This is a genomic window from Streptococcus sp. 1559 (assembly GCF_013276735.1).
Classification (GTDB): domain Bacteria; phylum Bacillota; class Bacilli; order Lactobacillales; family Streptococcaceae; genus Streptococcus; species Streptococcus pseudopneumoniae.
Window position 1 is genome coordinate 1 of sequence record NZ_VMLO01000010.1, and the last position, 13,192, is coordinate 13,192.

The 13,192-nt window shown below is 39.8% G+C and carries 13 protein-coding genes and 4 pseudogenes; 12 read left to right on the top strand and 5 right to left on the bottom strand.

Going from position 1 to position 13,192, the window contains the following annotated elements; all coding sequences use genetic code 11:
* The 11 genes and pseudogenes from HT688_RS02505 to prsA all read left to right on the top strand — a co-directional run.
* Window positions 1-93: pseudogene (locus HT688_RS02505) on the top strand (IS5/IS1182 family transposase); the annotation flags it as partial.
* 102 nt (window positions 94-195) lie between these two features.
* Window positions 196-303 (top strand): annotated as a pseudogene (locus tag HT688_RS02510) (IS5/IS1182 family transposase); the annotation flags it as partial.
* Window positions 304-339: 36 nt separating this feature from the next.
* Window positions 340-489, top strand: a complete 150-nt coding sequence (gene rpmG / locus HT688_RS02515) for a 50S ribosomal protein L33 (RefSeq protein WP_001809104.1) — start codon at window positions 340-342, stop codon at window positions 487-489.
* A gap of 39 nt (window positions 490-528) precedes the next feature.
* The gene (secG, locus tag HT688_RS02520) at window positions 529-762 is read left to right on the top strand and encodes a preprotein translocase subunit SecG (RefSeq protein ID WP_000282517.1); all 234 of its coding nucleotides are present in this window, start codon (window positions 529-531) and stop codon (window positions 760-762) included.
* Between the two features lie 261 nt (window positions 763-1,023).
* Entirely contained in the window at window positions 1,024-3,378 is a 2,355-nt protein-coding gene (gene rnr / locus HT688_RS02525; RefSeq protein ID WP_055356930.1) for a ribonuclease R, read from the top strand.
* On the top strand, window positions 3,341-3,808 hold the full coding sequence (gene smpB, locus HT688_RS02530; RefSeq protein ID WP_001051744.1) for an SsrA-binding protein SmpB: 468 nt from the start codon (window positions 3,341-3,343) through the stop codon (window positions 3,806-3,808). Before rnr ends, smpB begins: the two co-directional genes overlap by 38 nt.
* A 110-nt stretch (window positions 3,809-3,918) precedes the next feature.
* Complete coding sequence (gene tehB, locus HT688_RS02535) at window positions 3,919-4,683, top strand: SAM-dependent methyltransferase TehB (RefSeq protein WP_007285037.1); 765 nt, start codon at window positions 3,919-3,921, stop codon at window positions 4,681-4,683.
* Between the two features lie 72 nt (window positions 4,684-4,755).
* Window positions 4,756-5,709 (top strand): competence protein CoiA, encoded by a 954-nt coding sequence (locus HT688_RS02540; protein ID WP_000495916.1) that lies wholly within the window; start codon window positions 4,756-4,758, stop codon window positions 5,707-5,709.
* Between the two features lie 18 nt (window positions 5,710-5,727).
* A complete protein-coding gene (gene pepF, locus HT688_RS02545) occupies window positions 5,728-7,530 on the top strand; it encodes an oligoendopeptidase F (RefSeq protein WP_000244148.1) in 1,803 nt (600 codons plus the stop codon).
* A gap of 1 nt (window position 7,531) precedes the next feature.
* Window positions 7,532-8,245 carry an O-methyltransferase gene (locus tag HT688_RS02550; protein WP_007285038.1) on the top strand — a complete coding sequence of 238 codons (714 nt, stop codon included), beginning with the start codon at window positions 7,532-7,534 and terminating at the stop codon, window positions 8,243-8,245.
* A 66-nt stretch (window positions 8,246-8,311) separates the two neighbouring features.
* Window positions 8,312-9,253: a peptidylprolyl isomerase PrsA gene (gene prsA, locus HT688_RS02555; protein ID WP_138700471.1), complete on the top strand. Its 942-nt coding sequence runs from the start codon at window positions 8,312-8,314 to the stop codon at window positions 9,251-9,253.
* A 117-nt stretch (window positions 9,254-9,370) separates the two neighbouring features.
* On the opposite strand, the pseudogene HT688_RS02560 reads toward prsA, so the two are convergent.
* A pseudogene (locus HT688_RS02560) lies at window positions 9,371-9,712 on the bottom strand (IS3 family transposase); the annotation flags it as partial.
* Between the two features lie 413 nt (window positions 9,713-10,125).
* Between HT688_RS02560 and HT688_RS02565 the strand changes: the two are divergent.
* Window positions 10,126-10,221, top strand: a pseudogene (locus HT688_RS02565) (IS630 family transposase); the annotation flags it as partial.
* A gap of 252 nt (window positions 10,222-10,473) precedes the next feature.
* Here the strand turns inward: HT688_RS02565 and HT688_RS02570 are convergent.
* The 4 genes from HT688_RS02570 to HT688_RS02585 form a co-directional block, all read right to left on the bottom strand.
* Entirely contained in the window at window positions 10,474-11,094 is a 621-nt protein-coding gene (locus HT688_RS02570; protein ID WP_000780813.1) for a histidine phosphatase family protein, read from the bottom strand.
* The gene (locus HT688_RS02575) at window positions 11,094-11,576 is read right to left on the bottom strand and encodes an aminoacyl-tRNA deacylase (RefSeq protein WP_172923540.1); all 483 of its coding nucleotides are present in this window, start codon (window positions 11,574-11,576) and stop codon (window positions 11,094-11,096) included. The genes HT688_RS02570 and HT688_RS02575 overlap by 1 nt, the downstream gene beginning before the upstream one ends.
* On the bottom strand, window positions 11,576-12,418 hold the full coding sequence (locus HT688_RS02580; RefSeq protein ID WP_000954122.1) for a DUF368 domain-containing protein: 843 nt from the start codon (window positions 12,416-12,418) through the stop codon (window positions 11,576-11,578). The genes HT688_RS02575 and HT688_RS02580 overlap by 1 nt, the downstream gene beginning before the upstream one ends.
* 94 nt (window positions 12,419-12,512) lie before the next feature.
* Window positions 12,513-13,192, bottom strand: a 680-nt coding sequence (locus HT688_RS02585; RefSeq protein WP_172923541.1) for a GH25 family lysozyme, incomplete at its 5' end; no start/stop codon positions are given.

Sequence of the window (13,192 nt, forward strand, 5' to 3'; positions counted from 1 at the left end):
AGCAAACTCAAGCCGCTAACAGCTGAAGAGAAAGCCTGTAACCATGCGCTATCTAAGGAGAGAATCAAGGTTGAGAATATTTTTGACAGAGTATAGTAGATTGAAACTAGAATAGTACACCTCTACTTCTAAAACATTGTTAGAAATCGATTTGACTGTCTTGATCGATTTGTCCTGTTCTTATTTCATTTCACTATAAAAACGTTTAAAATGTTTTCAACAACCTATCGAAATCATCGTAAACGCTTCGGCTTACGAATGAATTTGATTGCTGGCATTATCAATCATGAACTAGGATTCTAGTTTTGCAGGAAGTCTAATAAAAGTAAAGGAAATCTAGTGCGAGTAAAAATTAATCTCAAATGCTCCTCTTGTGGCAGTATCAATTACCTAACCAGTAAAAATTCAAAAACCCATCCAGACAAGATTGAGGTTTTAAAGTATTGTCCCAAGGAAAGAAAAGTAACCCTACATCTTGAATCTAAGTAGATTTTATGGTAAAATAATAGGGATTGTAAGGAGTTTGATATGTATAACCTATTATTAACCATTTTATTAGTATTATCTGTTGTGATTGTGATTGCGATTTTCATGCAACCAACTAAAAACCAATCCAGCAATGTATTTGATGCCAGCTCAGGTGATTTGTTTGAACGCAGTAAAGCACGCGGTTTCGAAGCTGTGATGCAGCGTTTGACAGGGATTTTAGTCTTTTTCTGGCTAGCCATTGCCTTAGCATTGACGGTATTATCAAGTAGATAAGAAAATAATGGGCAGGACTAGGTCTTTGCCTCTTTTTGTTTTTATATTCTTCAAAAATCTCTTCAAACCACGTCAGCTTTCATCTGCAATCTCAAAACAGTATTTTGAGCTGACTTCGTCAGTTCTATTCACAACCTCAAAACGGTGTTTTGAGCAACCTGCGGCTAGCTTTTTAGTTTGCTCTTTGATTTTTATTGAGTATGAAAGGATGTTTGAGAAGGTTTTACAGTAAAAGAAAATTAAAAAATCTAGAAAGAAAATATGAAAGATAGAATAAAAGAATATTTACAAGATAAGGGAAAGGTGACTGTTAATGATTTGGCTCAGGCTTTGGGAAAAGATAGTTCCAAGGATTTTCGTGAGTTGATTAAAACCTTGTCCCTAATGGAAAGAAAGCATCAGATACGCTTTGAAGAAGATGGTAGTCTGACATTAGAAATTAAGAAAAAACATGAGATTACCCTCAAGGGGATTTTTCATGCCCATAAAAATGGCTTTGGCTTTGTTAGTCTGGAAGGCGAGGAGGACGACCTTTTTGTAGGAAAAAACGATGTCAACTATGCTATTGATGGTGATACCGTTGAGGTAGTGATTAAGAAAGTCGCTGACCGCAATAAGGGAACAGCAGCAGAAGCAAAAATTATTGATATCTTAGAACACAGTTTGACAACTGTTGTAGGTCAAATCGTTCTGGATCAGGAAAAACCTAAGTATGCAGGCTATATCCGTTCGAAAAATCAGAAAATCAGCCAACTCATCTATGTTAAGAAACCAGCCCTTAAACTGGAGGGAACAGAAGTTCTCAAGGTCTTTATCGATAAATACCCAAGCAAGAAACATGATTTCTTTGTCGCGAGTGTTCTCGATGTGGTGGGACACTCAACAGATGTCGGAATTGATGTTCTTGAGGTCTTGGAATCAATGGACATTGTATCCGAGTTTCCAGAAGCTGTTGTCAAGGAAGCAGAAAGTGTGCCTGATGCTCCGTCTAAAAAGGATACGGAAGGTCGTCTGGATCTAAGAGATGAGATTATCTTTACCATCGATGGTGCTGACGCCAAGGACTTGGACGATGCGGTGCATATCAAGGCCTTGAAAAATGGAAATCTGGAGCTTGGTGTTCACATCGCAGATGTTTCCTACTATGTGACCGAGGGGTCTGCCCTTGATAAGGAAGCTCTTAACCGCGCAACTTCTGTCTATGTGACTGACCGTGTGGTTCCAATGCTTCCAGAACGACTATCAAATGGCATCTGTTCTCTCAATCCCCAAGTTGACCGTCTGACCCAGTCTGCTATTATGGAGATTGATAAACATGGTCGTGTAGTCAACTACACCATCACACAAACGGTTATCAAGACAAGCTATCGGATGACCTATAGCGATGTCAATGATATCCTAGCAAGCGACGAGGAAAAGAGACAAGAGTATCAGAAAATTGTTCCTAGTATCGAACTTATGGCCAAACTTCACGAAAGGCTAGAAAACATGCGTGTGAAACGTGGAGCCCTCAATTTCGATACCAATGAAGCCAAGATTTTAGTGGATAAACAAGGTAAGCCTGTTGATATCGTTCTTCGTCAGCGTGGTGTTGCCGAGCGGATGATTGAGTCTTTTATGTTGATGGCCAATGAAACAGTTGCCGAGCATTTCAGCAAGCTGGACCTACCTTTTATCTATCGAATTCACGAGGAGCCTAAGGCTGAAAAGGTTCAGAAGTTTATTGATTATGCTTCGAGTTTCGGTATTCGAATCTATGGGACTGCTAGTGAAATGAGTCAAGAGGCACTTCAAGATATTATGCGAGCAGTTGAGGGGGAACCTTATGCAGATGTATTGTCCATGATGCTTCTTCGCTCCATGCAGCAGGCTCGTTATTCGGAGTATAATCACGGGCATTATGGACTTGCGGCTGACTATTATACTCACTTTACTAGTCCGATTCGTCGTTATCCAGACCTTCTTGTTCACCGTATGATTCGTGATTACGGCCGTTCTAAGGAAATAGCAGAGCATTTTGAGCAAGTGATTCCAGAGATTGCGACCCAGTCTTCCAACCGTGAACGTCGTGCCATTGAGGCTGAGCGTGAAGTCGAAGCCATGAAAAAGGCTGAGTATATGGAAGAATACGTGGGCGAAGAGTACGATGCGGTTGTGTCCAGCATTGTCAAGTTTGGTCTCTTTGTTGAATTGCCAAACACAGTTGAAGGCTTGATTCACATCACAAATCTACCTGAATTTTATCATTTCAATGAGCGTGATTTGACTCTTCGTGGGGAGAAATCAGGAACAACTTTCCGTGTAGGTCAGCAAATCCGTATCCGAGTTGAAAGAGCCGACAAGATGACGGGTGAAATTGACTTCTCTTACATCCCAAGTGAGTTTGATGTGATTGAAAAAGGATTAAAACAGTCTAATCGTAGTGACAGAGGGCGTGGTTCAAATCGTCGTTCAGATAAGAAGGAAGATAAGAGAAAATCAGGACGCTCAAATGATAAGCGCAAGCATTCACAAAAAGACAAGAAGAAAAAAGGAAAGAAACCTTTTTACAAGGAAGTAGCTAAGAAAGGAGCCAAGCATGGCAAAGGGCGAGGGAAAGGTCGTCGCACAAAATAAAAAGGCGCGCCACGACTATACAATCATAGATACGCTAGAGGCAGGGATGGTTCTGACTGGAACTGAAATCAAGAGTGTACGAGCTGCTCGAATCAATCTCAAGGATGGCTTTGCCCAAGTAAAAAATGGAGAGGTCTGGTTGAGCAATGTCCATATCGCTCCTTACGAAGAGGGCAATATCTGGAACCAAGAACCAGAACGTCGTCGTAAACTCCTGCTCCATAAAAAGCAAATCCAAAAGTTGGAACAAGAGACTAAAGGGACAGGAATGACCCTGGTTCCTCTTAAAGTCTATATCAAAGACGGTTATGCCAAGCTTCTTTTAGGTTTAGCTAAAGGGAAGCATGACTACGATAAGAGAGAGTCTATCAAACGTCGTGAGCAAAACCGCGACATCGCGCGCGTGATGAAAGCTGTTAATCAGCGATAAAAAGAGGAATTGAAAATGGAAAAATTAGTTGCCTATAAACGCATGCCTTTGTAGACTAAAGAAACCATGCCTGAAGCTGTTCAGCAAAAGCACAATACAAAAGTTGGGACTTGGGGAAAATTACTGTCTTGAAGGGAGCTCTCAAGTTTATTGAATTGACAGAAGAAGGGGAAGTTCTAGCTGAACACCTCTTTGAAGCAGGGGCAGATAATCCCATGGCACAACCACAAGTCTGGCACCGAGTGGAAGCTGCCACAGATGATGTGGAATGGTACTTGGAATTTTATTGTAAACCTGAGGATTATTTCCCTAAGAAATACAATACCAATCCTTTTCATTCAGAGGTTCTAGAGGCCATGCAGACAGTAAAACCAGGGAAAGCTTTGGATTTGGGTTGTGGTCAGGGGCGCAATTCTCTTTTTCTAGCCCAGCAAGGTTTTGATGTGACGGCTGTAGATCAAAATGACCTGACCCTTGAAATCTTGCAAAGTATTGTGGAGCAAGAAGATCTGGACATGACTGTTGGTCTTTACGATATCAATTCAGCTAGCATTGGGCAAGAATATGATTTTATCGTATCAACTGTTGTTCTCATGTTTCTACAAGCAGACTGCATTCCAGCTATTATTCAAAATATGCAGGATAAAACCAGTGTTGGTGGCTATAATCTTATCGTTTGTGCCATGGACACGGAGGATTATCCTTGCTCAGTGAACTTCCCATTCACCTTTAAAGAAGGGGAATTGGCAGACTATTACAAGGATTGGGAATTGGTTAAGTACAATGAAAATCCAGGCCATTTGCACCGTCGCGATGAAAATGGCAATCGTATTCAACTACGCTTTGCGACCATGCTAGCCAAGAAAATCAAATAAAAATGAATGAAGATTAGGAATTTTCCTGATCTTTTTTCTTTTTTACGAATAATATAGAAAAGGAGGGAAATCATGTTTGTTGCGAGAGATGCTAGGGGAAAATTGGTAAATGTGTTAGAGGATAAGCTTGAGAAGCAAGCATACACCTGCCCAGCTTGTGGAGGTCAGCTTCGTTTGCGTCAAGGACCAAGTGTACGGACCCATTTTGCCCATAAATCCTTAAAAGACTGTGATTATTCCTCTGAAAATGAAAGTTCAGAACATCTGGCCAATAAGGAATCACTTTATCACTGGTTGAAAAAAGATTCAGAGGTTCAATTAGAATACCTGCTTCCAGAACTTAAACAGATTGCGGATGTGTTTGTAAATGGCAATCTAGCTTTAGAGGTTCAATGTAGTCCCTTGCCACAAAAAGTTCTTAAAGAGCGCAGTGAGGGTTATCGTAGCCAGGGTTACCAAGTACTGTGGCTACTGGGAGAAAAACTTTGGCTCAAGGAGCGTTTGACTCGTCTGCAACAAGGTTTTCTCTATTTTAGTCAAAACATGGGCTTTTATGTTTGGGAAGTAGACAAGGGAAAGCAGATTTTAAGGCTTAAATATCTCATACACCAGGATCTTCGAGGTAAACTCCATTATCAAATCAAGGAATTTCCCTGTGGTCAAGGTAGTCTACTGGAGATATTACGTTTTCCCTATAAGAAACAAAAAATATCTCATTTTACAGTTTCTGAGGATAAGGACATCTGTTGTTATATCCGGCAACAACTGTACTATCAAAATCCCATTTGGATGAAAGAACAAGCAGAAGCCTATCAAAAGGGAGAAAATGTCCTGACTTATGGGCTGAAAGAATGGTATCCACAAATTCGACCACTAGTAGGTGATTTTTGCCAAATTGAGAAGGATTTGACCAGCTATTATCAGTATTTTCAAATCTATTACCAAGAAAATCCTCAAAATGATTGGCAAAAGCTTTATCCACCAGCCTTTTATCAGCAATATTTCTTGAAAAATATGGTAGAATAGAAAGGATGGAGGAATCTAATGGTATTACAAAGAAACGAAATAAATGAAAAAGATACATGGGATCTATCAACGATCTACCCAACTGACCAGGCTTGGGAAGAAGCCTTAAAAGATTTAACAGAACAGCTGGAGACAGTAGCCCAGTATGAAGGCCATCTCTTGGATAGTGCGGATAGCCTACTCGAAATTACTGAATTTTCTCTTGAAATGGAACGCCAGATGGAGAAGCTTTACGTTTATGCTCATATGAAGAATGATCAGGATACACGTGAAGCTAAGTATCAAGAGTACTATGCCAAAGCAATGACACTCTATAGTCAGCTAGACCAAGCCTTTTCATTCTATGATCCTGAATTTATGGAAATTAGTGAAAAGCAGTATGCTGACTTTTTAGAGTCTCAACCAAAATTGCAGGTTTATCAACACTATTTTGACAAGCTTTTGCAAGGAAAGGATCATGTTCTTTCACAACGCGAAGAAGAATTATTAGCTGGAGCTGGAGAAATCTTTGGTTCAGCAAGCGAAACCTTCGCTATTTTGGACAATGCGGATATTGTGTTCCCTTATGTCCTCGACGATGATGGTAAGGAAGTTCAGCTATCTCATGGGACCTACACACGTTTGATGGAGTCTAAAAATCGTGAGATTCGCCGTGGGGCCTATCAAGCCCTTTATGCGACTTACGAACAATTCCAACACACCTATGCTAAAACCTTGCAAACCAATGTTAAGGTGCAAAACTATCGTGCTAAAGTTCGCAACTACAAGAGCGCTCGTCATGCAGCCCTAGCGGCTAATTTTGTTCCAGAAAATGTTTATGACAATTTGGTAGCAGCAGTTCGCAAGCATTTGCCACTCTTGCATCGTTACCTTGAACTTCGTTCAAAAATCTTGGGAATTTCAGATCTCAAGATGTACGATGTCTACACACCACTTTCATCTGTTGAATATAGTTTTACCTACCAAGAAGCCTTGAGAAAAGCAGAAGATGCCTTGGCAGTCTTGGGTGAGGATTACTTGAGCCGTGTTAAACGTGCCTTCAGCGAGCGTTGGATTGATGTTTACGAAAACCAAGGAAAGCGTTCAGGTGCCTATTCTGGTGGTTCTTACGATACCAATGCCTTTATGCTTCTTAACTGGCAGGACAATCTGGACAATCTCTTTACTCTTGTTCATGAAACAGGTCACAGTATGCATTCAAGCTATACTCGTGAAACGCAACCTTATGTTTACGGAGATTATTCGATCTTCTTGGCTGAGATTGCCTCAACGACCAATGAAAATATCTTGACGGAGAAATTATTGGAAGAAGTGGAAGACGATGCAACGCGCTTTGCTATTCTCAATAACTTCCTAGACGGTTTCCGTGGGACAGTTTTCCGCCAAACTCAATTTGCTGAGTTTGAACACGCGATTCACCAAGCGGATCAAAATGGTGAAGTCTTGACAAGCGATTTCTTAAATAAACTCTATGCTGACTTGAACCAAGAGTATTATGGTTTGAGTAAGGAAGACAATCCGGAAATCCAATACGAGTGGGCTCGGATTCCACACTTCTACTATAACTACTATGTATACCAATATTCAACAGGCTTTGCGGCGGCCTCAGCCTTGGCTGAAAAAATTGTCCATGGTAGTCAAGAAGACCGTGACCGCTATATCGACTACCTCAAGGCAGGTAAATCTGACTATCCACTTAATGTCATGAGAAAAGCTGGCGTTGATATGGAGAAGGAAGACTATCTCAACGATGCCTTTGCAGTCTTTGAACGTCGTTTGAATGAGTTTGAAGCCCTTGTTGAAAAATTGGGATTGGCGTAAGATGGTTGAATCGTATAGTAAAAATGCCAACCATAACATGCGTCGCCCTGTCGTCAAGGAAGAAATTGTAGACTTGATGCGTCAGCGTCAAAAGCAAGTCACAGGTTCCTTGAAAGAATTGGAAGACTTTGCCCGCAAGGAAAATATTCCCATTATTCCCCATGAAACGGTTGTTTATTTCAGGTTTCTCATGGAAACCATGCAACCTAAAAACATTCTGGAAATTGGGACGGCTATCGGTTTTTCAGCTCTCTTGATGGCAGAGCATGCGCCAAATGCTAAGATTACAACCATTGACCGTAATCCAGAAATGATTGGTTTTGCCAAGGAAAATTTTGCCCAGTTTGACAGTCGCAAGCAAATAACTCTCCTAGAGGGAGATGCGGTAGACGTCTTATCTACACTGACAGAGTCTTATGATTTCGTCTTTATGGATTCTGCCAAGTCTAAATACATCGTCTTTCTGCCAGAAATCCTCAAACATTTGGAAGTTGGAGGTGTGGTTGTCTTGGATGATATTTTTCAAGGTGGTGATGTTGCCAAGGACATTATGGAAGTTCGTCGTGGCCAGCGAACCATTTATCGAGGACTTCAAAGACTATTTGATGCAACCTTAGACAATCCAGGACTCACCGCAACATTAGTACCTCTGGGGGACGGCATTCTCATGCTTCGTAAAAATGTAGCAGATGTTCAATTGCCTGACAGCGAATGATTTTCAGAAAAATTTAAGAAAATATAGTAAAATAGATAGAGTAACACTTATCTCAAAGGAGTAGACATGAAGAAAAAACTATTGGCAGGTGCCATTACACTATTATCAGTAGCAACTTTAGCAGCTTGTTCGAAAGGTTCAGAAGGGGCAGACCTTATCAGCATGAAAGGGGATGTCATCACAGAACATCAATTTTATGAGCAAGTGAAAAGCAACCCTTCAGCCCAACAAGTCTTGTTAAATATGACCATCCAAAAAGTTTTTGAAAAACAATATGGCTCAGAGCTTGATGATAAAGAGGTTGATGATACTATTGCCGAAGAAGAAAAACAATATGGTGAAAACTACCAACGTGTCTTGTCACAAGCAGGTATGACTCTTGAAACACGTAAAGCTCAAATTCGTACAAGTAAATTAGTTGAGTTGGCAGTTAAGAAGGCAGCAGAAGCTGAATTGACAGATGATGCTTACAAGAAGGCCTTTGACGAATACACTCCAGATGTAACGGCTCAAATCATCCGTTTGGACAATGAAGACAAGGCCAAAGAAGTTCTCGAAAAAGCCAAGGCAGAAGGTGCTGATTTTGCTCAATTAGCCAAAGATAACTCAACTGATGAAAAAACAAAAGAAAATGGTGGAGAAATTACCTTTGATTCTGCTTCAACAGAAGTACCTGAGCAAGTCAAAAAAGCCGCTTTCGCTTTAGATGTGGATGGTGTTTCTGATGTGATTACAGCAACTGGCACACAAGCCTACAGTAGCCAATATTACATTGTAAAACTCACTAAGAAAACAGAAAAATCATCTAATATTGATGACTACAAAGAAAAATTAAAAACTGTTATCTTGACTCAAAAACAAAATGATTCAACATTTGTTCAAAGCATTATCGGAAAAGAATTGCAAGCAGCCAATATCAAGGTTAAGGACCAAGCCTTCCAAAATATCTTTACCCAATATATCGGTGGTGGAGATTCAAGCTCAAGCAGTAGTACATCAAACGAATAGTCCAAATCAATGAGTCAGGGAAAAAACTCGACTTCAGGAAAAAATGAAGCAAACATTCCCACAATAAAACGCATAGTACAAGGTTTGTACTGCCCTCCCAAAAGTTAGACAATTAATTTATCCGAAGGATTTAGTTCTGTATTGCACAGAGCTAAGTCCTTTTAGTTTTATCTTAATTCTCTTATTGTTGTAATAATCAATATAGTCTATAATGGCTTGTTCCAATTGATTAAGTGATTTAAATGTTTTCTCATAGCCATAAAACATTTCGGATTTTAAAATACCAAAGAAAGATTCCATCATACCGTTGTCTTGGCTGTTTCCCTTTCGTGACATAGATGCTTGAATTCCCTTACTCTCTAGGAATCGATGATAAGAATCGTGTTGGTATTGCCAGCCTTGGTCACTATGGAGAATCGTATTCTCATAGTGCTTCTCTTTGAATGCCTGTTCCAACATTAACGATCAATCAATTTAATCATGTACCTAATATTAGAATTGTTTATCTCAAATTTATTTGAAAGTTTCTCTAAGCTATATCCTTGTTTTCTAAGTTCATAGATCTGAACTTTATCATCATAACTTAATTTCATAATAACCCCCCAAAAAAAGTTAGATTTTTTCTGTCTAATTTTTGGGGGGCAGTTCATTTAACACCTGATAATATGCGTTTTTTGATTTTAAAGACTTTTTGACCAGCCTCATTTTTTTAACTTGATACTCAGTGAAAAGCAAAGATTAAACTAGGAAGCTAGCTGTAGGCTGCTCAAAGAACAGCTTTGAGGTTGTAGATAAAACTTGTGAGGTCATCAACATATATAATGTGAAGCTGACGTGGTTTGAATAGATTTTAGAAGAGTATGAGTCTGGAAGTTTTAATGGATAATGCAAGATTCCATAGAATGGGTAAGCTAGAGTTCTTATGTGAAGAGTTTGAGCATAAACTTTTACCTTTTCCTCCCTACTCATCTTAGTATAGAAAAGTGAATCTGAAATAGTACATAACTGCTTCTAAAACATTCTTATAAATTGATTTAAATTCTCAAATCATATTATTCAGTTCTTATTTCATTTTGCTCTACAATCCTGTTGAGAAGACACGTGTTCATATCAAAAAGGTATTGGCAAGTTGCAATACCTTTTTACAAGGTTCTTTTGTCTTATTTTTGTTTCAACTGACTATATCTCCTATGGTTCTAGTTCAGAAGGCTAGGCTATAATTATGATTGATAAGAAGTATCATTCCAAGTATTGAGAGTGAATGTTTCAAAATCATGGGTTTCTATAATGGTCAGGCTGGCATTTGCTAGACCGCCATCTTTACGAAGAAGTGGTTCTTTATAGCCTAGGAGAGTACGAAGACTGGCAGTAAGATTGGCGCCGTGTCCGACAATTAGAATACGCTCAGCTGGACTATCTTTTAATGATTTGATAAATTGGATGGTCCGCTGAGTTGTACTATAGAGGGATTCGGCTCCGAACATTCGAGTGTCAAATTGAGCAAGATTTGAACGAAAAGCCTGGATTTGTTGCGGGTAAATAGCTTCCAGGGTTGCAATTTTCAAACCTTCTAACTTCCCAAGTTGCCATTCACGGAGATTAGGAACGATTTCTAAAGAACAGGGGGTATGGAGTTGACTTTGGATAATCTCAGCAGATTTGACCGCTCGAGGTAAATCACTTGAATAAATCTGATCAAAAGGAATTTCCTTGAGATACTGGCCAAGTCGTTTTAGGGTTTCAATGGATTCAGGAAGAAGAGGAGAATCACCGCTAGCACCTTGAAAACGACCTTCTTGGTTCCAGAGGGTACGACCGTGGCGGACAAAGTAGAGTTTCATTACTTGATGTCCTCCAAAATATCTACAAAGTCTGCCTTTACAAAGCTAGCCAAGTCTTGTGGCGCGACGATAATGCTGTGTCCGACTTCGCCTGCAGAGACAATCATTCGATCCAAATCTAGAGCAATTTTATCGATAAAAATGTGATAATTGTGTTTCTGACGAATTCCGACAGGATTATTGGCTCCATGAATGTAACCAGTTGTTTTTTCTAAGTCCTTTTGTGGAATCATGCTCACTTTTTTATTGCCAGAAATTTTAGCTAGTTTCTTTTCAGACAAGTGCTGAGTGATAGGGACAATTCCGATAATCGGTCCGGCCTTGTTTCCCAAAAGCGCCAAGGTTTTGAAAATCTGATCTCGTTCATAACCTTGAGGAAGCTCTCCTTCTAGGGCATTGATTTGAATCCCCTGATGAGGGATAGCTGCTTTAGATAGGATTTGTTCCACCAATGTTTTTTTGATTTTAACTTTTTTTGCCATTATTTATATTTATCCTCCAATTGACTCATCCAAATACCAAGCCAGATTCCCAGCGCAAAGAAGAAGGCGATGATGACATAACCGACAAGTGAAAGTCCTGTGTATTGGATACTTTCAGCGTTTCCTGCATTTGGAATTAAGATCAAAAGGGTACTTGATAGGACGATACCGATGATGAAATGATAGACGCGTGAGTGGTAGTTGTTTAAGGCATAATCCATCAATTTTGAAAAAACGATGAGAGTTGCACCTGCACCAATTCCAATCGGAAAGAAGGTTCCCAAGAGATCAAAAGTTTTAAAACCAGTCAACATAGGAGCATAGAGTCCCAAAATCAAAAGTAAATTCGATGGGCTGAGGCCAGGAACCAAGACGCCAAGGGCCAATAGTGCGCCTGCTAGGACGAAGTTAAGAAAGCTGGCGCTTAAGGTTCCAACGACAAAATTTAAGGCATAGAGTCCTAATCCAGAAATGATAAAGGTTGTCCATAACCAAGCTAAATCAATCTTGTCTCGGTCAGATTCTCGAGTTGATTCTTTGAGGAGGCTAGGAACTGTACCGATAATAGCTCCCGCAAAGCTCCATAATACAAAGACCTGATAATTTTCAAGCAGGTATTCAATCGGGTAGGAAAATAAGCCGATTCCCAGAAGCATACCGATGGCAACTGGAATAAAGTACAAAACATTTTCTTTAAGGTCTTTAAAGGGATGGGCCAGAAAGCCAATCATTCGTTCATAGATTCCTAAGATTGCTGCTAGAACTCCTCCGGAAATTCCCGGTAGGATAAATCCAAGAGCAATTACAATCCCTTTAATAACGCGTGCTAACCATGAGAGCATATATTTCCTCCAACTATTTCTATTTCAAAAAATCCTTACTATATTGTATCACAATCAGACACAAAAAGAAAAAGCAAATGATAAACAAATGCTTTTAAGGTTTTAAAAAGAGTTTTCGAAAGGTTTCTTCTTTATTTTTTAAGGGAGAGATAACGTTGATATCTAAATCGTGGTCAAAGCCGGCAATTTTTCCTTTAGATGTGTATTGGTGAATATCATAATCTAAATCAGTTTTAGGACTGCTCTCAAAAAATCCTGAGTCTGAGCCGTAGGACGGAATCCAAACAGAGGTAAACTTGCCTGTATCAATACTGTGTTCTTCCATGAAGTAGACACCAACGTAGATGCCGATGTTTTTAGCACCTAGTGATGCTAGTTTTGCTCGAAAATTTTCGACACCTTCGTTCATATTAGACATGGTTTTGTCTTCCACGTCAAGCCAATAGTAACTAGGGCTGTAAGGAGAGGCAGCATTGTAGAAAACTTCGGCAGCCTTTTCCATTTCTTGGACACTTTTTCCAGCTACATAAGCGTAGACAGCAACTGGGACATTCCGCTTTTGAAGTTCAGTGATATGACTCTTATAGGCCTTGTCTATTCCATTGATAAATGAAGCATCATTTTCTTTTGTCGTTTGAGCACCACTGTGAACACGAACAATAGCACCTGAAATATTTTGTGAGAGGGCATCGTAGTTGATTTCCTCAGGACGCTGCCAGCCAGAGAGGTCAATAATCGGTTTGTCTAAGTGTTTCAAAGCCTGTGCTTCAATCT

Coding starts and splice junctions, on each gene's coding strand:
- rnr (WP_055356930.1), top strand. CDS start 1,024: ATGAAAGATAGAATAAAAGAATATTTACAAGATAAGGGAAAGGTGACT.
- pepF (WP_000244148.1), top strand. CDS start 5,728: ATGGTATTACAAAGAAACGAAATAAATGAAAAAGATACATGGGATCTA.
- HT688_RS02570 (WP_000780813.1), bottom strand. CDS start 11,094: ATGAAACTCTACTTTGTCCGCCACGGTCGTACCCTCTGGAACCAAGAA.
- smpB (WP_001051744.1), top strand. CDS start 3,341: ATGGCAAAGGGCGAGGGAAAGGTCGTCGCACAAAATAAAAAGGCGCGC.
- HT688_RS02575 (WP_172923540.1), bottom strand. CDS start 11,576: ATGGCAAAAAAAGTTAAAATCAAAAAAACATTGGTGGAACAAATCCTA.
- HT688_RS02540 (WP_000495916.1), top strand. CDS start 4,756: ATGTTTGTTGCGAGAGATGCTAGGGGAAAATTGGTAAATGTGTTAGAG.
- secG (WP_000282517.1), top strand. CDS start 529: ATGTATAACCTATTATTAACCATTTTATTAGTATTATCTGTTGTGATT.
- HT688_RS02580 (WP_000954122.1), bottom strand. CDS start 12,418: ATGCTCTCATGGTTAGCACGCGTTATTAAAGGGATTGTAATTGCTCTT.
- prsA (WP_138700471.1), top strand. CDS start 8,312: ATGAAGAAAAAACTATTGGCAGGTGCCATTACACTATTATCAGTAGCA.
- HT688_RS02550 (WP_007285038.1), top strand. CDS start 7,532: ATGGTTGAATCGTATAGTAAAAATGCCAACCATAACATGCGTCGCCCT.